This window comes from Methylocaldum gracile, from assembly GCF_053646815.1.
On the sequence record NZ_CM132196.1, the window covers coordinates 283,801 to 307,420 of the forward strand.

The window sequence follows — 23,620 nt, forward strand, 5'->3', positions numbered from 1 at the left end:
TTTCGTCGGGCGTAATGGCTTCCGATCGAAATAGTGCTCTTAGCTGTCAATCAGTCATATCGTGACAACGAATAACCTTTCTAAACTACGGATCGATCGGCCGGCGCGAGAGATTTCGGCTCCCCCTCGCATCGGGGCCCTTCGCAAGCGCATTGGACTGCTTGCGATGCTGATTGCGATCGCTGTGGGAGCTCTGGTTTATTCGAAACTTCGTAGCGCCGGCATCGAGACCGAGGTCGCCACTGTTTCAAAAGTTTTTCCTTCTCAAGCGTTTACCTTGCTGAACGCAACCGGCTATGTGGTGCCGCAAACCAAGGCGGATGTGGCGTCCAAGGCAACCGGGCAGTTGGAAAAGCTCGACGTTGAGGAAGGAAGCTACGTCAAAAAGGATCAGATCATCGCACAGCTCGAAAATCGCGATCTGATGGCGAGTCTTAACCAGGCTGCGGCCAATGTCGCGGTCGCAAGAACGGATCTGCTGAAAGCGGAAGCGGAGTTGAAGGAATCCACCCTGGCTCTGAACCGTGCCCGCACGCTCGTGCAGAAAAAATTCGTTTCGCAGGAAATCTATGATGCCGAGGTTGCCCGGCACGAAAAGGCCGTGGCCGCCGTGGAAAGCGCAAAATCGGCGATCGCCGCGGCCGAGGCGGCATATCAGGGGGCGCGAGTGTCCTTGGATTACACCTTCATTCGGGCGCCTTTCGACGGCATTATCCTAAGCAAGAATGCGGATATCGGCGACATTCTGGCGCCCTTCTCCTCGACGATGCTGTCGAAGGGGACCGTGGTCTCCATGGCCGATATGAATACCTTGGAAGTCGAGGTCGATGTGGCTGAGTCGAATCTTAATCAGGTACGTGTCGGTCAGCCATGCGAAATCCAGCTCGATGCGTTTCCGGATGATCGATTCCGTTGCTCGGTCGATCGCATCGTGCCCACAGTGGACCGCACCAAGGCAACCGTGCTGGTCAAGGTGCGCTTTATCGATAAGGACGAGCGCATCCTGCCGGATATGAGCGCCAAAGTGGCGTTTCTGTCGCGAGAGCTTGCCGCCGATCAGCGGAAGCCCATTTCCGGCGTACCTCCCGCGGCGATCGTGACGCGCGGTCCGGATAGCGTCGCCTTCGTGCTGGACGGCAATCGGGTCAAGGAAGTCCCGGTCGATACCGGAGAACGTATCGGCGAGTGGGTGGTGGTGAAGAACGGGCTCAAGGCCGGCGACCGAGTGGTACTCAGTCCGTCCGAAAAAATCAAGGACGGTACGGAGATCCGTGTCCGCGAAGCCGAAAGATCTTAGGGCTGCCGGCCCGGTTCGTTACATGAACCCGATCGTCGAAATCGAGAATCTCACCAAACACTATTGGAAGGGCGATCAGATCGTCCCGGTACTCGCCGATATCAATTTGGTCATCCGGGAGGGGGACTTTCTGGCTCTCATGGGGCCGTCCGGCTCCGGCAAAAGCACGCTGCTCAATCTGATCGCGGGCCTGGACCGGCCGACCGGCGGCGTTCTCAGGGTTGGCGGAATCAATATCGCCGAGTTGCCGGAATCCAGTCTCACCGATTGGCGCTCGGAGCATGTCGGATTCATCTTCCAGTTTTACAATTTGATGCCGGTTTTGACGGCGTTCGAAAATGTCGAGCTTCCGCTATTGCTGACCGGCTTGTCGAAGCGGGAACGACGCGAGCACGTGGAACTGGTCCTGGAACTGGTCGGTCTGACGGATCGCATGGATCATTATCCGTCCCAACTGTCCGGCGGACAGCAGCAACGCGTCGCAATCGCCCGCGCTCTAGTTGTCGATCCCGCCTTGATCGTGGCGGACGAACCCACCGGCGATTTGGACCGCGTATCGGCGGAAGAGGTACTGGAGCTCATGGAGCATCTCAATCTGAACCTGGGCAAGACCATCATCATGGTGACTCACGACCAACGCGCCGCTGCAAAGGCGCATGCCATCCGGCACTTGGATAAAGGGGTCCTGACCGACGATCCATCGGGCACGGACTAAGTCTCCGATCGATGCTGTTTTTCCTGCGTCTCGCACTCCGAAATCTTTTTCGGCACAAACTCAGGACCAGTCTGACCGCGCTTGGCATCGTCATCGCCATCGTCGCTTTCGCTCTCCTCCGAACCGTGGTCGACGCCTGGTATGCGGGCGCGGAGGCGACCTCGGCCAATCGCCTCATTACCCGAAACGCCATCTCCCTGATATTTCCGCTGCCGATCAGCTATGCCAACCGCATCCGGCAGATAGACGGGATTACCGGTCTGAGCTATTCGAATTGGTTCGGGGGCGTGTATATCGACGAGCGGAATTTTTTCCCCCAGTTCGCCATAGAGCCGAAAAGCTATCTCGAGCTTTACCCCGAATTCATTCTATCGGAAACGGAGAAAACGGCTTTCATAAAGGACCGGAAAGGCGCAATTGCGGGCCGAAAGCTGGCGGAAGAGTACGGTTGGAAGATCGGCGATGTGATTCCGTTGCGCGGAACCATCTATTCGGGGAGTTGGAGTTTCGTCTTGCGAGGCATTTATCGCGGGGCGGAAAGAAAGACCGACGAGACCTTATTCCTGTTTCATTGGGACAACCTCAACGAAACCCTGAAGAAAACGGATCCGAGCCGGGCCGAGCGTGTAGGCGTCTTTGTTCTCCGGATCGATAGGGGCGGTCGCGCGGCGGAACTTTCCGATGCGGTCGACCGGCTTTTCGAGAATTCGCTCGCGGAGACTTTGACCGAAACCGAGGAGGCATTCCAGCTCGGCTTCGTCGCCATGACGGAAGCTATCCTGGTCGCCATCAAGATAGTTTCCTTCGTGGTCATCGCCATCATCATGGCGGTGATGGCGAACACCATGGCGATGAGTACCCGAGAGCGCCGGCGCGAGTACGCAACGCTGAAGGCCGTCGGGTTCGGACCACGTTACTTGCTGGCACTGATTTTGGGCGAATCTCTGGCCTTGTCGATCGGTTCCGGCATTCTGGGCATCCTGGCCGCTTTCCCAGCCGCCGGCCTTCTGGCGACCAAGTTCGGCACGCTGTTTCCGGTGTTCGAAATATCCTCGCGAACCATACAATTCGGCTTGTTCGCTTCGTGCCTGATCGGGCTGATGGCGGCGGTGTTCCCCGCCTGGCGCGTCATTACCTTCCCGGTCAGCGAGGGACTGCGCAGCATCGGCTAGCGAGAGCGCGACCATGAACCTAGAAACGGCAGTTGACCGCTTAGAAGGAACAGAAAAGCCATATGAATTCTGACCGTCCTATCTTCTATCGATCTCACCGTTTAGGTGAAGCCGCTACGCACCCGATTGCACGGCTGACGGGCCACCTGGCGGCGTTGCTCCTTCTTGTGGGGGGCGGCCCCACGGCGTCGTCGCGCCTAGCCATCCGGCCCGTCAGCCGCACACTCGGACGCGTCCAACTGCCGTTTCTAGGATGAAGATACCGTTCTCTTATTCGTGGAAGAGCTTGTGGGCGCGCAAGGCTACCTCCGTCTTGACGGCGGCGGGGATGGCTCTGGTCGTCTATGTATTTGCAACCGTGCTGATGCTCACCGAGGGTCTCAAGCAGACCTTGGTGGCGACCGGAAGCGATGACAACGTGGTGTTGATCCGGCAGGGGGCGGAGACGGAAGTTCAAAGCTCGATCGAGCGGGAGCAGGCTGCGATCATCGAGAGCGCGCCGGAAATCGCCTATGCGCCGAACGGAACGAAGCTCGCCTCCAAGGAGGTCATGGTTTTGATGACGCTGCCGAAACGGGGCAGCGACAAACCCTCCAATGTGACCATTCGGGGGCTGTCCGAGAAAGGGCTGACGCTAAGACCGCAGGTGCGTTTGGCCGAGGGACGGATGTTTCGTCCCGGATCGTCCGAAATCGTTGCCGGCAGGAAAATCGCAGAGAATTTCAAAGGTGCCGGCATCGGGGAAACGATACGCTTCGGCCTGCGCGATTGGACCGTCGTCGGCGTGATGGACGCCGGAAACACCGGCTTCAGCTCCGAAATCTGGGGCGATGCCGATCAGTTGATGCAGGCTTTTCGGCGGACGGCTTATTCCGCGGTCGTCGCCAAGCTCGCCGATGTTTCGTTGTTGGAGCGCTTCAGGGTCCGTATCGAGGCCGACCCGCGGATGAAGGTGGAAGCCAAGCGGGAAACGGTTTTTTACGCCGAGCAATCGGAAATGCTGGCGAATTTCCTGAAGATACTCGGCATGACCCTGAGCGTGATTTTTTCGCTGGGCGCAATCATCGGAGCGGTTATCACGATGTACGGCGCGGTGGCGAGCCGGACCCGCGAAATCGGAACGTTGCGAGCGCTGGGTTTTCGGCGTGGCGGTATTTTGAGCGCCTTTCTTTTCGAATCAGCGCTTTTGGGATTGATCGGCGGTCTCGCCGGTGTCGCGCTGGCTTCCACCATGCAACTTCTAACGGTTTCCACCCTCAATTGGCAGACGTTTTCCGAACTGGCATTCACGTTTACCCTGACGCCGACGATCGCGTTTCAGTCACTCGTGTTTTCGCTGTTCATGGGCCTGCTGGGCGGCTTGCTTCCCGCCTTTCAAGCCGCCAGGATGGATTTGATCGATGCCTTGCGATCTGTCTGAGAGGCTTTTTTACAACCTCTGAAGGAGCATGCCGATGACCGTGAATCGATATGCGAATTTCGAAATGGCGGCGCTTTGGCCGCTCATCCGGCTAAACGGATAAGGTTGAGACGTTTCCGCGCCTCTTTCAGATGTTGCTGCCAATAATTGCGATAGCCGTTCGACCAGATCCGCTGTGCCGACTGTTCCCCGATGGTTCCGGCTTCGTACGAGGCCAGTCCTCGTCTGACTTCGAAATAGATATCGGTCAGGTTTTCCGAAAGATTTCCGAAGCTCAGGTCATAGAATTCGGCAGGGTCTGGCCCTGGTGAGAGTTCGTCGTAGTGGTCCAGGTAACGTTTAAGGCGAAGATAGGACTCGAAACGCGCATCCAAATCGTGGGCCAGTTTGTACGCGTGGTAGGGTTCTTGAGAGGCGAGTCGCCTGACGGCGGTATCCAATTTCAGTAATGAGCTTTGCACGCAGCTCAGCCAGTCCGCCAGATGATTGGCTCTCACGTGCTCGATCAAGCGGCAATAGTCATGTGCGGCTTCGGCTACCGCTTCGAGCGGGGTTTTATCGTCAATCACGTTTTTTGATCGGTTAAAGTCCAATTGACTCCAAATCGTACCAGCATCTTCAGCGATCAATCGTGCCGCTCCGAAGTCATTGCGTTAGAGGTTCGAAAGCCGATCGCTCGCTGCAAGCCAAAGCGCATCGTGAACAAGTCTAGTCAATCCGGGGCGATTCGCTTGCGGCGGCGGTGTCCTCGTAGCGCATGGAACGTCCATCGCTATGCCGGAAAGGAGTTCCGGAATAGCTGTTCAAGGCCAGAATTCCCTCGGCTGAGGAATGCCTGCGCGATCCTTTGAAGTGCTCGATTTTGAGATCAAGATCTCAAAGATATCGTAACGGGTGAATATACTCGCTACAGCCGAATTGTAAGAAGCCGACTTAGGGCTAAACTCAGGTAAAGTCACAAGTCCTATCTCTCGATTTATGGATCACGATCCGGCTCTGCCTTTCAAGCTCGATATCGAAGCGGCCTCGGTTTGGCTGGATGGATTGCCCGTGGCCAATATCCGTGAAAGCTGCCGTGTACTTTATCCGGTATTGCGGGCGTTGAACGCTTCCGCCATCGAGCCGCGCCTTCGTTTTGCGATCCTCGAGAAATGCCGAGCGACAGTGACGGGGCTTGATAAGGGGCTCCTGTCATATTTCCTTGACAAGCCTTTTCCATTGGATGGGAAGACACGGAAAATCGCCAGTCTCTGCTCCAGATTTCATAGCGAGCTGGCCGCGGGTTATAGGCAACTCGTGGAAGCGGAGACATCTACCGGCGTTTTTAATCCATCAGAGCAGGCTTTGATCATCGGGCGCGCATTCGAGTACTACGCCAACAGCCTTCTAAGATCTGCTCAGATTTATGAGGCGCAACCCTCGGCTTTTTGGTCGTTCGTCTTCGGGCTTTTCCGGCTGGCGGAAGAGCGGGGACTCTGTCATTCGTCCCCGGACGACAAAGCCTTGGGAACGGTTTCCGTCCCCCTGTTCTTTAAGGTCATACTCTTGTTCGGGATAGCCGCTCCAAGTAGGCTCAGCCAGCAGGACATGCAGCGGCTGTTCGATTTTTTGGTGGCTCATGCGGATCTCGTGAGAATCGAGTCGACGCCCGTCAGTAATGGGGCGCGTGCCGTCTTGTGTTTCGATTTGTCGGTCGGTGTACCTATCATGCCGGTGCCCGCGCCTGCCCCGGTCGACAAGCCGGGTCTTAGGTTTTTGTTCATGGAACGCTTGCTCAATGAATTTCGCAACGAGATTCGGACGGACGGCAAGCCAGAGGAAAATCCGCTGGCCTTGGTTCTCCCCAGACTCGGCGATCGTCTGCCGAATCAGCCGGAACTGACCGCGCGGCGTGCCGCTGCCAGTTTGGGAGTCGAGGCAATCGCCGCAACAGTGGGCCGTATCGAGTCACGCCGAATCAGCGGCGCCTCCCAATCCCTTTGGTCGAACCTGGACCAACTCGAATTGGCGCCCCTGAGTTCGGATATGCGACCGGAGATTCTCGGCTCAAAGTCCACAGGCACTTTTGCCGCCGCGCTGGTTTCGGGTTCGGGAGCCAAGGACGAGACCCTAGGCATTGGTTTCGGGGACATGCGTTCCGTAAAGGTCTACCGTAGCGAGCTTCCTGGTTTTTATATCATCGATTCCGGTGGGCAGGTCTTTCGCATAGGCGATCTGCTCGCATTAAACACCGACGATGAGATTATCCAGGTGGGGGTCGTGCGGGGCGGACAAATATACAACGGCCAGTTTTGCTACAACGTCGAACTGTTTGGAAATCGTCCGTGCTTTGTCCGATTTTTCGCCGACTCGCCCGGAAGCCGTGCGCATAAAGGTTTGTTGTTCAAAATGGGCACGGATGTGCCGGATAGTTTAGTCATTCCGCCTGTCAAGCTACGTTGCGGCGATACCGTCCTCGTGGAGGAGCAGGGAGAGAAAAACACCTTCCGAGTAGCCCGGCTTATCGAAGCCAATTCGAATTTCTGCCAAATAGCGCTTACGACACCCGAAGCGCCAGCACCTTCCGTTTGAATACGCCTCGCTCGCGCTCAGACGAAACTCCAATCGGAGAACCTCGCCGCTTGGCCGCAGTAGACGCCTCTGGCATCGAGCAGATTCCAGATGGTTGTGTGCTCGATCAAAAAGCGACGCCCGTGTTTCGAGATGCGAATCCCCCGATAATCCTCGATATAGCCGCGAGCGGCGACTTCGGCTAGAAGGCGTTCCCGATTTTCCTGGTTCTGGCGCTCGGCGGAAAGGCGCGAGGGAAACGCGGTAAATTCCTCCCACTCCATGCCGAACAAGCTCATCGCGGTTTGATTGGCGTAGTTGAAAACCGGGTCCTTGGCCGTATCATGAGAAAGCACCACGAACGGGGCGGAAAACAGATACCGCGCCGCTTCGTAGTGATTCATTCTCGGATCGACCAGCTCGCGCCCCGTCCAATGTCTATAGCTATCCCGCAAAATGGCTACGTGATCGGCCAAGAAACAGTTCTCTTCGCTGGGTTTGGGAAAAGCGGTCATGGACATGTACGGCTCTCAGGACGTAAATTAAGCCGCGCTTTGTAGGCGTAACCCGATTATAGCCCGTACCGAAGGCATTCCCGAATGACCGATAGCATCACTATTGCGACGGTGCCCGCTGGCACTGCCTGAATCGGCTGTTCGTCAAAAAAGAAGGACACCAGAGTAACAGGGGGAAATGGCTTTTGCGGTTAACGGAGGGATACAGTAGGCAGTTATGGAGAATATGTCAGCTGTCCCCTGGTGTCCGAAAGAAGAGGTTATGCAAAGATGTTAACGCAATGGGCGTGCCACGATTGAAAAATCAGTTAAAACAACGATATGCTCGTTTCGTCTGTGGGGTTGCAATCGGATTCGGGGCATCTGCCTCAATCCTGTGCGGGAAAACGCGCACCATACCTGTTCCGCCCGATCGGACATGCCTCGCGTTTCCACTGGAATTTGGCTCGGTCTGAAGTCATTGCGATGCGGAAGTACGGCGGTACCCTTGTCCATTGCTGCAGAGATGAAATGGGCCTCATCGAGGTTGTCGAAACCTGCGGCGTTCGCTCTCTTCATTTCGGCACCCATCCCAAACAGAGCGCCATGTCGCTCGCCGAACCCGATAAATTGGAGCTTTCTTATGCGAGGGCGATGCTCGCGGGACTTCTGTTCAAACCCGAGCCGCGCAAAATTCTTCTGCTGGGATTGGGGGGCGGTACGCTCGCGAGATTCCTGTTCAATCACTTCCCCGAATGCCGAATCGATGCAGTCGAGTGCCGACCGGCGGTCGCCGAGATCGCTTACGAATATTTCGGTCTTCCGAAGGATGCGCGACTCACCGTTCATGTTTCGGACGGAAACGAATTCGTCTGTGCCGAAGCCGACCGTCGGGAGGCGGAGTACGATCATATTCTGGTGGATGTCTTCGATCATCAAGGCCTTGCGGAGGCCGTAAATCAACAGGATTTCTTTTCGGCAAGCCGCCGGCTTTTGCACCCGGAGGGCATTCTCGCCATAAATCTGTGGGGAACGGAGACCCAGTCGCTGCGGCAGTCCATGGGACTGCTCAATCTTTATTTCGAAAGACGCACGATGCGCCTGCAGGTTCCCGGCCGGGGCAATGTGATCGGATTCGGTTTCGGAGAGCGACTCGAACACGCCGAGATCGCCGATCTGAAGCAGCAGGCGAAGACAATGGAGTTGCTCATGGGCGTCGAGTTTCCGCGTTTCTTGCGTCTGCTGTCCTATTCCGGCTGGCGGTGACGCGGCTTGTCTCGGTAGGTCAAGGGTTCTCAGTCTTCCGGACGAGGCTTGTATTGCCCCATGAGCTGTTGCTGAATCTGCGGCGATACCGGTTCATAGTGGCTGAATTCCAGCGTATAGGAACCCTGGCCGGCCGTAAGCGATTTGAGCCGTGAATGATAGCTGCTCAGTTCGGCCAGAGGCGCGCGGGCGGCGACCGTCGTCATCCCGCTTCGCGATGGCGCCGTGCCGGTAACCTGGCCGCGTCGCGACGAGAGATCTCCGGTGACATCGCCGATCGTCGATTCCGGAATGCTGATTTCCACGTTGACCACCGGTTCCAGCACGATGGGTCGCGCTTTCGCCACGGCATCCTGGAAGGCCTTCTTGCCGGCCGCGACGAACGCCACTTCCTTGCTGTCCACCGGGTGCGCCTTGCCGTCGTAAACCACGACGCGGACATCCTGTATCGGGTAGCCCGCCACGGCGCCGGTTTCCAATGCTTGTCGCACGCCTTTTTCGACCGCCGGGATAAATTGTCCGGGAATCGCGCCGCCTTTGACCTCGTCGACGAACTCGAAACCCGCCCCCCTCGGCAGCGGTTCGATACGCAGGAAAACTTCGCCGAATTGGCCGGCGCCGCCGGTTTGTTTCTTGTGTCGGTGGTGCCCCTCGGCCGGCGAGGTGATCGTTTCGCGGTAAGGAATTTTGGGCGGATGAGTGTCCACTTCCAGCTTGTACTGCTGTTGCATTTTTTCCAGCACCCTTTGCAAGTGGAGTTCGCCCAGACCGTGCATCACTTCCTCATGAGTCGTGGCATCGTATTCCACGTCCAGGGCGGGATCTTCCGCTTCAAGCTTGTGCAGGACCTCGGATAACTTGTGTTCGTCGCCCCGGCGCTTCGGAGTGATCGCCAGACCGAACACTGCATGGGGAAAGTCGAGAGGTTTCAAGTGGATATGGTCGTCCTCGGGCGCATCGTGCAGCACCGCATCGAACTCGATTTCATCCACCTTGGCTACGGCGCAAATGTCGCCCGGTATGCACCGCATCGCGGGAACGTGCTGCTTGCCCTGGAGCATGAACAGATGCCCCGCTTTGAAGGGCTTGCGGGACTCGCCGATGAACAGTTGCGTATCGGGGACGACGGTGCCTTGATGGATGCGGAATACCGAGATCTTGCCGACATACGGATCCATTTCCACCTTGAATACATGAGCCAGCGCATGCTTGGACGCATCGGGTTCCGACCGGAACGGCACGGCGTTCTTGCGCTCGGTGCTGGATGGCCAGCGTTCGAACAGGGGCGGGTTGCCTTCCTTGGGATTCGGCAGCAGTTTTACGAATGCGTCCGCCAATTCCGGAACACCGACGCCGGTGCGGGCGGAAACGAAACAAATGGGAACCAGGTGGCCGTTGCGTAGCGCCTCTTCGAAAGGGGCGTGCAAGGTTTCGGGAGCGATCTCCCCCTGTTCGAGGTATTGCGTCATGAGCTCTTCATCGACTTCCACCACCTGATCGATCAGCGCGCGATGGGCTTCGGTCGGTGACGAAAAATCGGTCCTGCCGTCCCCGTTGAAGAAGCAATCGATGACCCGTGTACCTTTGTCGGCAGGCAAGTTGATCGGGAGGCATTCCTTGCCGAAGGCATCGCGAATCTCATTTACGAGTTCCGGCAGGTTCAGATTGTCGCCGTCGATTTTGTTCACGACGATCATTCGACACAATCCTCTTGCATGGGCCCATTGCATCATCCGGCCGGTGGTGAATTCGATGCCGTTGGCGGCGTTGATGACCACGGCCGCGGTTTCGACCGCATCCAGCGCGCACAAGGCTTGGCCCATGAAATCGGGATATCCCGGAGTATCCAAAAGGTGAATGCGGGTAGCTTTGTGGTCGATGTGGGTGACGGCGAGTTTCTGGGAATGCTGATGGGCTTTTTCGAGCGGATCGTAGTCGCAAACAGTGGTTCCTTTCTCCACACTGCCCGGCGTATTGATCATTCCCGTCTTGTACAGCAGTGCTTCGACCAGCGTCGTCTTTCCCGCGCCCGCGTGTCCGACCAGTGCGATAGTCCTGATGTCTTCGGTCGAGTATGCGTTCATATCCGTCCTCACTCTCGCGATTTGGGGGTTGAGTTCGAGTGTAGGGGAGTACGAGGGGTGAGTTCAAGTTAGCTTATGTTCTCAAAATGGACCTGAGTTTCGCCGATTCGACCTTGAGAACTCGGAGGTGCGCTCCCGTCGGATGGAGCCGTTCACCATTTCTCGTACGGCAGAAATATGCTGATCACGGCGGCGCCGATCCGATCTCCTTGAAATCTATCGGTTGGTGCGGATGCTTGATTACAGCGCGCAAGGAAAAAAATGATGTCTGTGTTACCTGTCCTTTCTTGCCTGCATTGATTGTTCCGTCGTTCCTCATCTCGGTTTAAGCGCAAGAACTGCCGATCGATTGCTAATCGCACCGATAAGCAGCGCCATCGGCTACGCCATTGAGCACTCCGAGCTCCTTGAAGCTTTTCCAGACCACATGTGTGGCGCTGATCCCTTCGGCCTTCTTCAAGGCCCGAACCTTTGCCGCGTGCCGCCAATTCATGTCCTTCCCGTATCCCGAAGAGCCTTTTACATTGGCGATAAATCGGCAATCCTCCACGTCCGGCTGGAAAAGCTCTTTCGGTTCGGCGTTTGAATCGCCCAACGAAATTCCAACGACAACGAATGCCGCGATGACGCGGAAAGCGATAGACATCATGACGACTTCCTCCGGCAAAGAATGGCAGCGGTTGACTCCCGATCTTCAAAGCTTGTGTGTGAAACGCTAATGAAGAACTCTTGACGTATCAAGCTGCAACTTAGATTTAAAGGGCGATGCAGGGTTCGCTTGATGTTTGCCGAATGGGGCGCCGGCAGCGTTATGCCGCAAGCATTGGGCGCAAGTCGTCGTTGTTGAAACTGCGGTAAGAAAACAATTGGATCCCGTTTCGTTCGTGCCTATGTCGGGTCACAACCCCTCAAGTAGCTTTTCCACCCGCCGTGCCCGGTGATGTCGAGCGCGTCTGCCACCGCATAGGCTTCGCAGAGGAAGCCTTGCACGCATTCGCCGTCCTCGAGTTCCAGGGAGCCTATCCCTAAGGGGGCCGGGATTTCCGCGACAAAGCCGCCGAATTCCGCCACCGGCAGCTCCCAGACCTCGACTTCGATGGCGGCACCGGGCGCTTGCCGCAGCAGCCCGGGACGCTTGCCGTCCGGAAGGGCATAGAGGCGATAGCTCGGCGCCGTGCGGGTTACCTTAACCAGCCTTCCTCTACGGCGGGTCAGTTGTCCGTTGAGCGGGAGTCCGGACAAATGGGCGCCGCAGACGGCGATCCGGACATGGCCCGGTTTTTCCCGCTCGGGTTGAGAAGAAGGCGCCGGCAAGGGCTGGCCGGTGGCGCCCATCGTCAGTCCAGCGGCGTAATGCAGCCGTTCGGCCAGATTCAGCAGGGCGTGATCGCTGCCGGCCGGGGCAAACAGCGTGATGCCGAACGGCAGGCCGCCCGGATTGAACCCTCCCGGCACGGCGACGGCGGCGAGGCATATCAGATTCATGAAGTTGGTGTAATAGCCGAGATTGCTGTTGAGCCGAACGGGATCGGCCTCGACCTCGGCAATCCGGTAGATCGTTCCCGTGGTCGGCGTCAGGATGATGTCCGCTTGCGTCCAAACTTCCTCCGCGGCCCGCTTTAGAGCCATGAGGCGATAGAAGGCGGCGAAGGTATCGCTCGCCGAGTGGTGCTTGCCGCGCTCGATGATCGTGCGTGTGACCGGGTAGACGGCATCCGGGTCTCTATCCAGCAGATCGCGTATCGCCAGATAGCGCTCCGCGACCCAGGGACCTTCGTACAACAGGCGGGCCGTTTCGAGAAACGGGGCAAAATCGATTTCGATTCTGCGACCACCGATGGCTTCCAGCCGTTCCGCGGCGGCCGCGAACAGCCGCTCAGCGTCCTTGTCGCCGAAGAATTCGAGCTGATCGGGCCGCGGCACTCCGAAACGGAAGCGCTCGGCGAATTCGGGCCGCGCCGTTCCATCGCATCGGGCATAAGGATCGGACGGGTCGAATGTCGCCACCACCCGGAACACCCGCCGCGCATCGCCGGCAGTCAAGGCGAATATCGACACGCAATCCAGCGAACGGCAGGCGGGCACGACGCCCGAGGTGCTGATGAGGCCCGGCGTGGGTTTGAGCCCGACGAGATTGTTGAACGCCGCCGGCACTCGCCCGGACCCGGCGGTATCGGTACCCAGTGCGAAGCTGACCCATCCCTTGGCCACGGCCACCGCCGAGCCCGAGCTCGATCCTCCCGAGATATAACCCGGATCGAAGGCGTTCGGGCAGGCGCCATAGGGCGAACGGGTGCCGGTCAGGCCGGTCGCGAACTGGTCCAGGTTGGTCTTGCCGATGGGAATCGCGCCCGCCTCGATCAGCTTCCGGACGGCGAAGGCCGATTGCTCCGGACGGTAGGCGTAGGCGGGGCAGGCGGCGGTGGTCGGGGTTCCCGCCAGGTCGATGTTGTCCTTGATGGCGAAGGGAATGCCGTACAGGGGCAATTCGGCCGGCGAGCGCTGCTCCAGCGCATGGGCATATCGCAGGACTTCATCCGCCGGCAGACGGTAGATCCAGACGGGCTGCCCGTGTTCGGCGTCCATCCGGGCGAGCAGGCCTTCGATCAATCGGACCGGCGTGATACGGCGCTGGCGGTAGGCCGCCGACAAGGTTTCGATATCGAGACTCGCCGGAAAATTATCGGTCATTGCTTATCCTCCGTTTGCAGCACGAGCAGGTCTTGCCCGGCGGCCACCGGGCCGCCTTCGGTGCAGAAAACGCCCCAGACGGTGCCGGCGGCCGGGGCGTGAATGTGAATCTCGGTTTTCATGGATTCGACGATCACCAGGAGATCGCCGGCCTCCACCCGGTCGCCCGTCCCCACCGCGATTTTCCAGACGCTGCCGGCCACATGGGACGCGACGGCCCGGGCGTCGGGCGGAAGATCGAGTTCGGTATCCGCCGCCGCTTCGGCCACGGCATGATCGTCGGCAAAACTCCGTTCCGAACCGGCCCAGCGTTCCCGTTCCGCCTCGAATGCCGCCTGCTGTTTCGCCTTGAATGCGGCGATTTCCTCCCGATGGGTCTCCAGAAACCGGTTGTACTCCGTGAGGCTGAAGGTTTCTTCGCGGATGTCCAGCTTCAGGCGTCCCCGGATGAAATCCTCGCGGTAGCGCGTCAGTTCGTCCGCCGTGACCGGGAAGAAGCGGATCTGATCGAAGAAGCGCAGCAGCCAGGGTTTGCCGTCCCGGAAATCGGCGGTTTGACGATAGCGGTTCCACATTTGCACGGTGCGCCCCACGAACTGATAACCGCCCGGACCCTCCATGCCGTACACGCACAGGTAGGCTCCGCCGATGCCGACCGCATTTTCCGGGGTCCAGGTGCGGGCCGGGTTGTACTTGGTTGTCACCAGCCGGTGGCGCGGATCGACGGGCGTCGCCACCGGCGCGCCCAGGTAAACGTCGCCCAGTCCCAGGACCAGATAGCTGGCGTCGAACACGATCCGCTTGACCTCGTCGATGCTGTCGAGGCCGTTGATGCGGCGGATGAATTCGATGTTGCTGGGGCACCAGGGCGCATCCTTGCGCACCGATTGCATGTACTTTTCGACGGCGAGCTGAGTGGACGGATCGTCCCAGGAGAGCGGCAAATGGACGATGCGGGTCGGCGTTTCCATGTCGTCTATGGCCGGCAATTCGCTCTCCGCGGCTATGAGCACATCGAGCAGCCGTTCCTGCGGGATCGCGCGATCATCGAAATGGACCTGGAGCGAGCGGATGCCCGGTGTGAGGTCGACGATGCCGGCGATGCTCCGCTCCTTCAGCCACTCCATCAGGGCGTGAACCCGGAACCGGAGATCCAAGTCGAGAACCGGCGGACCGTATTCGATGAGCAGGTTGCAATCGCCGGACCGGCGATAGACCGCCGTGGGACAGGAGTCCTCGCCGGACCTTTCGTAAAGCACCGGGCTGCAGAGTGCGCGCGGATTGTCCCCGTGAAGTGTCGTCTGTCTTCGCGGTTCCGCCCGCGTAACAGTGCCGCCGTCGCCGATGCGGGACAGGGAAGCGTCGATCTCGTCCGCCAGTGCGCGGGCCTGGTCCGGGGTGACCGGCCGGAAGCGCACCGTATTGCCGGGGCGGAGTTGCCCCAGCTTCCACAGCTCGGCCTGGACGATCGTGACCGGACAAACGAAGCCGCCGAGGCTGGGGCCGTCGGGGCCCAGGATGACCGGCATGTCGCCGGTAAAGTCGACGGCGCCGACGGCGTAAGCGTTGTCGTGAATGTTCGACGGATGCAGCCCCGCTTCGCCGCCGTCCTGCCGGGCCCATTCGGGTTTTGGGCCGATCAGACGGATTCCGGTGCGGCTGGAGTTGTAGTGTACCTCCCAATCCGTGGCGAAGAAGGTTTTGATATCGCGATGGGTAAAGAAATCCGGTGCGCCGTGGGGCCCGTAAAGCACGCCGATTTCCCAGGCGTCGGTATAACTCGGGATCAGGTCCGTCGGCGGCCGAATGCCCGTCTGCGTCGTTGCGGCCGGCTTTTCTAGATGCAGCACATCGCCGGTGCGGAGTGCGCGTCCGGCATGGCCGCCGAAGCATCCAAGCGTGAAGGTCGATTTGGAGCCCAGATAATCGGGCAGGTCGAAGCCTCCGGCGACCGCGAGATAGGCGCGGCAGCCGTGGCCGTCGACCGGGCCGATACGGAGGACTTGCCCCGCTCTGACCGAATGCGCGGTCCACAGGGGCAGCGGTTCGCCATCCAGTTCTGCGCGCATCGCTGCGCCGCACAGCGATATCAGCACGTCGCAGTTGAACCGCAGGGTCGGACCGGTGACGGTCAATTCGAGCGCAGCCGTTCCTTCGGCGTTCCCGACCAGTCGGTTGGCGATTCGGAAGGCGAGGGCGTCCATGGGACCCGACGGCGGCACCCCGACGTCCCAATAACCGAGCCGGCCGGGATAGTCCTGTATCGTGCTTTGGGTACCCGGTTCCATCACTTCGAGCGTGCGCCGGCGATATTCGAAACCGGCGAGATAACCCGTGGTCTGGCTGCCTTCCCGGAATACCCCGTCGTCCGCGATCTGGCGGAGATAATCGAGGTTGGTTTCGATGCCGGCGAGCCGGGTTTCGGCCAGGGCTTGTTTTAAGATTGCGATGGCGCGGTCGCGATCCGCGGCATGCACGATCAGCTTGGCCAGCAGGGGATCGTAGAACGCGGGCACCTCGAGTCCGCGTGTTAACCAGTGATCCGTCCGCACGCCTTCCGGAAACGATACTTCGGTGAGGAGTCCGGAAGACGGCTGAAAGTTCTTGCCGGGGTCCTCGGCATAAATCCGAACCTGTATCGACGAGCCTTCGGGCTGGTGCCGATAGCGCTCGAAAAACGCCCGTTCGCCCGCGGCCAGCCGCACCATCCATTCGACCAGATCGACCCCGGTGACCGCTTCGGTGACGCCGTGCTCCACCTGCAGGCGGGTATTGACCTCGAGGAAATAGAATTGGCCCGTCGCCGCGTCGTACACGAATTCCACCGTGCCCGCCGAGCGGTAATTCACGGCGCGCCCCATGGCCAGGGCATGCGCATAAAGCCGTTCCCGCACCTCGGGACTCAAACCCGGCGCCGGCGTTTCCTCGACCACCTTCTGGTTGCGGCGTTGCAGCGAGCAGTCCCGTTCGCCGAGATGCAGAACGCCCCCTTGTCCATCGCCGAAAATTTGCACTTCGATATGGCGGGCGCGTTCGACGAATTTTTCCAGATAGAGCCCGGTGTCCTTGAAATTGGCGGCGCCGAGGCGCTGAACCGAGTCGTAGGCATCCACGAGTTCGGATTCGCTCCGGCACAATCGCATGCCAATCCCTCCGCCGCCCGCGGTGCTTTTCAGCATCACCGGAAAGCCGATGCGTTGAGTCTCGGCCAGAGCGTGCCGCACATCGGACAGGAGTCCGGTTCCGGGCAGCAGCGGAACGCCGTTCGCCTCGGCGATTTCGCGCGCCGTGTGCTTGAGTCCGAATCTTCGGATTTGCTCAGGCGTCGGGCCGATGAAGGCGAGCCCGCGTTCGGCGCATGCCTCGGCGAAAGCGGCGTTTTCGCTCAAGAAGCCGTAACCGGGATGGATGGCCTCCGCGCCGCTGCTTCGCGCCGCATCGAGGATGCGGTCGATGCGGAGATAACTCTCGGCGGCGGGCGGCGGGCCGATGCAGACGGCTTCATCGGCTTCTTCCACGTGACGGGCGTGGGCGTCGGCCTCCGAATAAACCGCCACGCTGCGGATTCCCAAGCGGCGCAGGGTACGTTGAATACGGCAGGCGATCTCGCCGCGATTGGCGATCAATACCTTGTCGAACATCGGTGTTCTTGCTCTTTCAGGATGGGGCGGGTCGTCCCGCCGTTTTCGCGAGCCACGGGTCGTCCCGCGGCGAATCGGATCACGGTTGATGGCATGCCCCGAGGCTGGCTGCCTCGTGGCTGGCGCGGTGCTTCGGCAACATGGAAAACCTGCCGGCGAGGTCGCTCATCCGTTCCACACCAGCAGCCGGATCGGTGTCGGGTTGTAGGCGTTGCACGGGTTGTTGAGTTGCGGACAGTTGGAAATCAGCACCATCACGTCCATCTCGGCGCGCAGCTCGACATATTTGCCGGGTGCCGAAATGCCGTCCGCGAAGCTCAGGCCGCCTTCGGGAGTTACCGGCACGTTCATGAAGAAATTGATGTTGGCGGTGATGTCGCGCTTGGTCATGACGAGCTGACGGGCGCGATCGCTGTGGGCCAGAGCATGCAGGAAGTTGTCGCGGCAGCTGTGCATGGGGCGCTTGTCGAGAGCATAGCGCACAGTGTTGCTCTCCGCGGCACAGGCGCCGCCCAGCGTGTCGTGGCGGCCGCAGGTGTCGGCGACGATGGTCAGCATGGGCCGCCCCTCGCTGGAATACAAAACCGAACCGACCCCGAGATAAAGATTGCCCTGGCGGCGTATGGTATCCACCGCACTGTAGCGCTCTTCCCGATCATCGGCGCTGTAGAAGAGGGTATCCACCGCCTGGTTGCCCTCCAGGTCGAGGATGCGAAAGATCTGGCCTTTCTTCACCAACCCCGTCCACGGTTCTCCGACCGGGCAGGTTTCGTCGAGAACGGCGTTTTCCGGAGCGAGTGTGCTTTCGATCAACATGGGTGTCCTCCTAGCAGGCGTAGAAACGCTCGGTATTGATGAAACCGCGCCGGTTCTGTTCGCACGAGGTGCGGCAGAGGTCGCTTTCACCGGCGGGCCCCGCATGCCAGGCGGTCAGCTTTACCGCCGCCGGCCGGTATTCCGGGTTCGGGTCCAGCGGGTGCGGTGCGGTCGAAAACACCACCAGCACGTTCATGTCGAAGCGCAGATCGACCACGTCGCCGGCCCGGCTGTGCCCGGAATGGAAGCGAAGTCCGCCGTCCGCATCCGCCGTCACCTTGCTGAAGAAATTGACGTTGGCGGCCAGATCGCGCTTGCCCAGGCCCCATTTGCCGAGTTCGATCAGGAGGCCGTCCCGGCCGCTGCGGTACATGTCGTTGCGGTGGGTCTGAAACGTGGCGGTGCCGTATTTGTCCAGAATCGATGCGTTGTCGCTGGTGCCGCACACGGTGTCGTGCCAGCCGACCGAATCGTGGATGATCGAGCACAGCACTCGGCCCATGTCGGAGTAGCACACGTGGCCGGCGGTGAGGAAGGCGGTGTGCTGGGCCTTTAGCGTATCCGGCATGTTGTAGCGTTCCAGCTTCTCCTCCTGGTTGTAGAACAGCGCCGAGACGTTGGCGCCGCCCTCCAGGTCGGTGAGGCGCAGCGCCGAACCGCGCCGCAGCAGGCCGGACCAGTGATTGCCGCCGGGAACCGTCTCCTCCCAGAGGATTCGGTCAGGGGTGAAGGTGATCGTCATGCTTGACCTCTCATCATCGAAAAATGAACACAAAAGAAGCGCCGCCGTTCTTGGCCGCAGAGCTCGCATCGGAACCGGTCGTGGTCATGCGGCAGCCCCCGGCTGTGCGGTGGCCGTGAGCTTGTCCAGCATTCCGCGATCGGTTTGCATCCCCGAGGTGGCGCGGATGCGGGACAGGATTTCCCGTTTCAGCTCGGTGAATTCGGGAGATAGCTTCATGTCCTGCTCGCGTTCCGGTGGCAGCGGAACCTCGTAGATCGAGTCGATCCGTCCGGGACGGGGCGCCATCAGGACCACCCGGTCGCCGAGATAGATCGCCTCTTCCACGTCATGGGTGACGAACACGATGGTGGGCCTTTCCAGCGCGAACACATGCAGGATGAGATCGTGCATCACCTCGCGCGTCTGCGCGTCGAGCGCGCCGAACGGTTCGTCCATCAACAGGATGTCGGGCCGGTTCATCAGTGCGCGGGCGATGGCCACGCGCTGCTGCATGCCCCCGGAAAGCTGGTTGGGATAGGCGTTTTCGACCGGGGCGAGCCCCATCAGCCCTATCAGGGCGTCGGTACGCCCGGAAGCGATTTCCACGTCGGCCGAAGTGATCTCTTCGCGCTTGATCTTGAGCGAGCGGCAGAAGCGGATGTTTTCGCGCACCGTGAGCCACGGGTACAGGCTGTAATGCTGGAACACCATGGCGCGCTCGGCTCCGGGACCGGACACCGGCCGGCCGTCCACCCGGATTTCGCCCGAGCTGAGGTCCTCCAGGCCGCCGATGCTGCGCAGCAGGGTGGATTTGCCGCAGCCCGAAGCGCCCACCAGGGTGACGAATTGGTTGGCGCGAATATCGAGGTCGACGTTCTCGAGCGCGGCGATGTGCCGTCCCCCGGTGTCGAACAGCTTGTTGGCTCGTCTGATTTCGATCTTGGCCGTCATGTTGATCACTTGAAGTAAAGCCAGGGGAAACGCTTGCGGTGCAGCCAGCGGAACGACTGGTCCATCAGCAGCCCGAACAGCCCGATCAGAAGAATGCCGGCAAAGATCTTGTCGGTTTGCAGGAAGCGCTGCGCCTTGAGAATGGCGAAGCCCAGTCCTGAATTGGCCGCCACCAGCTCGGCCACGACCAGGTAGGTCCAGGCCCAGCCCATGGTGACGCGCAGCGTATCCAGCAGCGCCGGTTTGGCGGACGGCAGTATCACCAGCCGGGTCAGTTCGCCGCGCGTCGCGCCCATGGTCTGCGCCGCCTCGATCTGGGCCATGGGCACGCGGCGGATGTCTTCGGCCATCATCAGCACCATCTGGAAAAAAGTGCCGATGAAGATGATGGCGATCTTGGCGCTCTCCTCGATGCCGACCCACAGCATCACCAGCGGAATGAAGGCCACCGCGGGCATGTAGCGGATGAAATCGGTGAGCGGTTCGAACAGCGCCTGCAGCGGCCGATAAGTGCCGATCAGCAGCGCCAGCGGCAAGGCCAGCACGGCGGAGATGGCGAAGCCGGCGGTCACCCGGTAGACGCTGATCCAGATGTCGCCCAGCAGGTCGTCCTCGGCGAACCAGCCGTAGATCCGGGTAACCACTTCTTCCGGCGCCGGCATGAACACCTTGTCCACCCAGCCGCTATGGGCCAGTCCCCACCAGGCCGCCAGCGGCGCCAAGAGGCCCAGCAGCGCGAGAACCAGATATTCGCGGCGGCCGATCTGTCCCCGTATCACCCACCATCGCTGGCGCGGGTTCGGGATGCCGCTGTCGCATTGAGCTGCCATTCTCTTTCCTCGATTGAAGCCGTTAAGAAAATGTGGAGCCTCCCCGGCGGAGGCGGGCCGCTGCCTATTTCTTGTCCGCAACTTCTTTTATCAGCGAGCCGTCCACGCCCTGGGCAAAATCCACGGTGCCTTCCATCAGTCGGTTGTCGAGCAGGAAGTCGGAAATGGCGGGCGCTACGTTCAGCAGCGACCGGGATTGGTCGGGCGGGCCGAAAGCTTCGAGGTTATCGGCCTCGGCGAAGAACTTGGTGCCGGGCAGAAAAATCTTGTATTCGTCGGTCTTGAGGCCGACGACCTTGGACATGATCTTGACCGCCTGGTCCGGGTGTTCGCGAATGAACTTTTCGGCGTCGTACCAGGCCTCGATCATGCCCAGGAAATCCTTGCGGTGGACGGCGAGGGATTTTTCCTGCACGACCAGGAGGTCGGGAATCAGTCCGGGGATGTCCTTGGAGCTGAACAGCGCCTTGCCCTTGCCCGACAGCTCGATCTTGTTGACCCAGGGGTTCCATACCACGGTGGCGTCGACACGACCGCTCAGGAAGGCCGCCGCAGCGTCGCCGGCGGACAGGTTGACGATCTCGACGTCCGCCTGCGTCATGCCGTTCTTGGCCAGCGCGGTCACCAGCAGGAAATGGGAGACGCTGAACTGCTCCAGCGCGATCTTCTTGCCCTTGAGGTCGGCGAAGCTCTCGATCTTGGGGCTGACCATCAGAGCGTCGTTGCCGGCCGAGTTGTCGTTGACCAGTATGGCCTTGAGCGGAATGCCCTTGGCCAGAGGGGCCATGGTGTCGGACCAGGTCTGGCAATTGCCGTCCAGCTGGCCGGCCGACAACGCGGAAATGGAATCGGTGTAGTTGGCGAACCAAACCAGTTTGACTTTGGCGCCGTGCTTTTTGAAATAGCCGTTTTTTTCGGCCACGTACCAGGCGACCCAGCCCGGCCAGTCGCTGACGCCGATCTTGACCTCGGCGGGAGACGGCAGGGGAAGCAGAAGAAGGCCGATCAAGGCCGGGAAAGCGAGAAAACGGCGCAAGGCATGAGCGAATAGGGACGACATCACGGGGCTCCTTTTCGGAAATTACACGGCGAGAGGGCGAACCGGTTCTTACGAACCGTCACGACCTCCCGGGCTTTTATCCCGCCGTGTAACCCCGCGAGCCACGGGGCCGGAAACTCTCGGACCAGACGCCCCCGAGCGGAGGGGCCGGAACCCTAGTCGCCATTTGTGAACGGTGCCGCCGAATGGCGCACCTCTCGTTACGGATGAGACCGAGCAGGATGCGTGCCAGCCTCGAATTCAGCGGCTTCGGCAAGATTCGGAACTGAATTGCGCGCGATTTGGACCGATTTCGGGGCGAGAGGTCGGTCTTGTGCTCCGAAATGGTGCAGAAAAACCGGATTCGACTATCGCCTAGAGTCTTTTATTGCTGCCGGAAGCAGATGTCCGTTCAGCCGATCCGGGAAGACCAACGCTGCTTATTGTTTTTTAAGAGGCATGGCGCGCTTTGTGCTTTTGTAGTCTTTCGACGACTCACAGGGCTCCGCTGTTTAAGCGCAAGAAACACAGGAGCCTGAACTCATGAAAAACATCAAATCGAAGCGTCATCTGGCACTCATCGCGGGCGGGCTGATGAGTATCGGTGACCCGAGCCGGGCAGAAGAGACATCCGGTTTATTGGGGGGATTAAAGGTCATCAACGAATCAGCCTGGATGAAATCCCTGGGGCTGACCCTGACCGGCTGGATAGACGCGGGTATTACCTACAACGCCAACGATCCGGCGGACAACTACAACGGTCCCGTGATCTTCAACGATCGGGCCGGCGAGTTTCAGCTCAATCAGTTGGTGGTGGATTTGTCCCGAACCGTGAACGTCGAGGGCGGCGATTGGGACGTGGGCGGAAAGCTGACTTTCATGTTCGGTACCGACGCCCGGACCAACACCATCAACGCCTATGGCGACGGTCATTGGGACAACGACTTGATCGGCGACGACACGCGTTTCTACAAAATCGCGCTTCCCAACGCTTATATCGACGTGTTCGCACCGTTCGGCAACGGAATCACGGCACGGCTGGGCCGTTTCTATACCATCATGGGTTATGAAACGGGTCTGTCTCCGGACAACTTCTTTTATTCCCACCCGTATACCTTCCAGTACGGCGAACCCTTTACCCATACCGGGGCCATGTTCACCTACCCGGTCGTCAGCAATCTGTTGGTCACCCTCGGGGCCGTCACCGGAGGACACAATCAGTTCGGCGGATCGCTGGACGGCAATGCGGGCTGGGACGGTTTCGACAAGAATATGGAGAACTGGAATTTTCTGGGCGGCGTTTTCTGGAATACCGACGATAAGGCTACGTCGGTCGGACTCTCGATCATCACCGGGGATGTCAACGCCGATAACGACCTCGACGATTTTCGCCGGGAAACGGGCATCGACAAAAAGGACAATCGCACCTTCTACAGTTTCGTTTTCAAACAGAATTTCACCGATCACGTGCACTATGTCTTCCAGCACGATCACGGTATAGAGCAACAGCATCCTTTGAACAATTTCAAGGACGCTCAGTGGTACGGCATTCAGCAGCAGCTGATCTACGATGTCACCGATACCGTGGGCGTGGGATTGAGGGGCGAGTGGTTCCGCGATGACGACGGCGTGCGGGTTGCACAAATGTGTCCCGGCTGCGCCGTTCTTGCTTCCGGACCCGCCAGCTATTACGGCGTTACCCTTGGCTTGAACTGGAAACCGCTGGACTGGGTCGCTGTTCGCCCTGAGGTCCGATACGACTGGGCTGACGGAATAGACAACTACGACGCGCGCAAGAAAAGCGATCAGCTTTTATTCGCTATCGACGCAGTCATCAAGTTCTGAGGGAGTTCCATTCTCCGCCGCGGATCGAGAGCATTGATCGTAGGGTGGGTTAGCGGAGCGTAACCCACCGATTCAAGGTGGTTCG

18 protein-coding genes and 1 riboswitch are annotated in these 23,620 nt (G+C 59.7%); of the genes, 7 read left to right on the forward strand and 11 right to left on the reverse strand.

Annotated elements, in window-relative coordinates:
* Positions 1–166: 166 nt before the first annotated feature.
* The 4 genes from ACWJJK_RS01255 to ACWJJK_RS01270 all read left to right on the forward strand — a co-directional run bounded on the left by ACWJJK_RS01255 (position 167) and on the right by ACWJJK_RS01270 (position 4,604).
* The gene (locus ACWJJK_RS01255; protein ID WP_454128561.1) at positions 167–1,297 is read left to right on the forward strand and encodes an efflux RND transporter periplasmic adaptor subunit; all 1,131 of its coding nucleotides are present in this window, start codon (positions 167–169) and stop codon (positions 1,295–1,297) included.
* Between the two features lie 22 nt (positions 1,298–1,319).
* On the forward strand, positions 1,320–2,012 hold the full coding sequence (locus ACWJJK_RS01260; protein ID WP_077730768.1) for an ABC transporter ATP-binding protein: 693 nt from the start codon (positions 1,320–1,322) through the stop codon (positions 2,010–2,012).
* A gap of 11 nt (positions 2,013–2,023) precedes the next feature.
* Positions 2,024–3,184: an ABC transporter permease gene (locus ACWJJK_RS01265; protein WP_454128562.1), complete on the forward strand. Its 1,161-nt coding sequence runs from the start codon at positions 2,024–2,026 to the stop codon at positions 3,182–3,184.
* 253 nt (positions 3,185–3,437) lie between these two features.
* Complete coding sequence (locus ACWJJK_RS01270; RefSeq protein ID WP_454128563.1) at positions 3,438–4,604, forward strand: ABC transporter permease; 1,167 nt, start codon at positions 3,438–3,440, stop codon at positions 4,602–4,604.
* An 83-nt stretch (positions 4,605–4,687) separates the two neighbouring features.
* Here ACWJJK_RS01270 and ACWJJK_RS01275 read toward each other — a convergent pair whose 3' ends face one another.
* Positions 4,688–5,173 carry a DUF5063 domain-containing protein gene (locus ACWJJK_RS01275; protein ID WP_434131333.1) on the reverse strand — a complete coding sequence of 162 codons (486 nt, stop codon included), beginning with the start codon at positions 5,171–5,173 and terminating at the stop codon, positions 4,688–4,690.
* Positions 5,174–5,582: 409 nt separating this feature from the next.
* On the opposite strand from ACWJJK_RS01275, the gene ACWJJK_RS01280 reads away from it, so the two are divergent.
* On the forward strand, positions 5,583–7,175 hold the full coding sequence (locus ACWJJK_RS01280) for a hypothetical protein (protein WP_156880139.1): 1,593 nt from the start codon (positions 5,583–5,585) through the stop codon (positions 7,173–7,175).
* A gap of 17 nt (positions 7,176–7,192) precedes the next feature.
* Here the strand turns inward: ACWJJK_RS01280 and ACWJJK_RS01285 are convergent, their stop codons facing one another.
* Entirely contained in the window at positions 7,193–7,675 is a 483-nt protein-coding gene (locus ACWJJK_RS01285; protein WP_240502539.1) for an MEKHLA domain-containing protein, read from the reverse strand.
* A gap of 504 nt (positions 7,676–8,179) precedes the next feature.
* Here ACWJJK_RS01285 and ACWJJK_RS01290 point away from each other — a divergent pair.
* Positions 8,180–8,914 (forward strand): spermine/spermidine synthase domain-containing protein, encoded by a 735-nt coding sequence (locus tag ACWJJK_RS01290; protein ID WP_240507063.1) that lies wholly within the window; start codon positions 8,180–8,182, stop codon positions 8,912–8,914.
* A 29-nt stretch (positions 8,915–8,943) separates the two neighbouring features.
* Here the strand turns inward: ACWJJK_RS01290 and fusA are convergent, their stop codons facing one another.
* The 9 genes from fusA to ACWJJK_RS01335 all read right to left on the reverse strand — a co-directional run bounded on the left by fusA (position 8,944) and on the right by ACWJJK_RS01335 (position 21,711).
* On the reverse strand, positions 8,944–10,998 hold the full coding sequence (gene fusA, locus ACWJJK_RS01295; protein ID WP_156880138.1) for an elongation factor G: 2,055 nt from the start codon (positions 10,996–10,998) through the stop codon (positions 8,944–8,946).
* A gap of 352 nt (positions 10,999–11,350) precedes the next feature.
* Positions 11,351–11,647, reverse strand: a complete 297-nt coding sequence (locus ACWJJK_RS01300) for a hypothetical protein (protein WP_086134699.1) — start codon at positions 11,645–11,647, stop codon at positions 11,351–11,353.
* A 239-nt stretch (positions 11,648–11,886) separates the two neighbouring features.
* Positions 11,887–13,689: an allophanate hydrolase gene (gene atzF / locus ACWJJK_RS01305; RefSeq protein ID WP_156880137.1), complete on the reverse strand. Its 1,803-nt coding sequence runs from the start codon at positions 13,687–13,689 to the stop codon at positions 11,887–11,889.
* Entirely contained in the window at positions 13,686–17,330 is a 3,645-nt protein-coding gene (uca, locus tag ACWJJK_RS01310; protein ID WP_454128564.1) for an urea carboxylase, read from the reverse strand. The genes atzF and uca overlap by 4 nt, the downstream gene beginning before the upstream one ends.
* Before the next feature lie 165 nt (positions 17,331–17,495).
* Complete coding sequence (locus ACWJJK_RS01315; RefSeq protein ID WP_077730777.1) at positions 17,496–18,146, reverse strand: urea amidolyase associated protein UAAP2; 651 nt, start codon at positions 18,144–18,146, stop codon at positions 17,496–17,498.
* A gap of 10 nt (positions 18,147–18,156) precedes the next feature.
* Positions 18,157–18,888: an urea amidolyase associated protein UAAP1 gene (locus ACWJJK_RS01320; protein ID WP_077730778.1), complete on the reverse strand. Its 732-nt coding sequence runs from the start codon at positions 18,886–18,888 to the stop codon at positions 18,157–18,159.
* Positions 18,889–18,972: 84 nt separating this feature from the next.
* Positions 18,973–19,821 (reverse strand): ABC transporter ATP-binding protein, encoded by an 849-nt coding sequence (locus tag ACWJJK_RS01325; protein ID WP_077730797.1) that lies wholly within the window; start codon positions 19,819–19,821, stop codon positions 18,973–18,975.
* 5 nt (positions 19,822–19,826) lie between these two features.
* Positions 19,827–20,651, reverse strand: coding sequence for an ABC transporter permease (locus tag ACWJJK_RS01330; RefSeq protein ID WP_077730779.1), 825 nt, complete (start codon positions 20,649–20,651; stop codon positions 19,827–19,829).
* Positions 20,652–20,715: 64 nt separating this feature from the next.
* Positions 20,716–21,711 carry an ABC transporter substrate-binding protein gene (locus tag ACWJJK_RS01335; protein WP_156880135.1) on the reverse strand — a complete coding sequence of 332 codons (996 nt, stop codon included), beginning with the start codon at positions 21,709–21,711 and terminating at the stop codon, positions 20,716–20,718.
* Positions 21,712–21,774: 63 nt separating this feature from the next.
* Positions 21,775–21,881, reverse strand: a riboswitch (guanidine-I (ykkC/yxkD leader).
* A gap of 352 nt (positions 21,882–22,233) precedes the next feature.
* On the opposite strand from ACWJJK_RS01335, the gene ACWJJK_RS01340 reads away from it, so the two are divergent.
* Positions 22,234–23,535 carry a porin gene (locus ACWJJK_RS01340; protein ID WP_077730781.1) on the forward strand — a complete coding sequence of 434 codons (1,302 nt, stop codon included), beginning with the start codon at positions 22,234–22,236 and terminating at the stop codon, positions 23,533–23,535.
* Positions 23,536–23,620 lie beyond the last annotated feature (85 nt).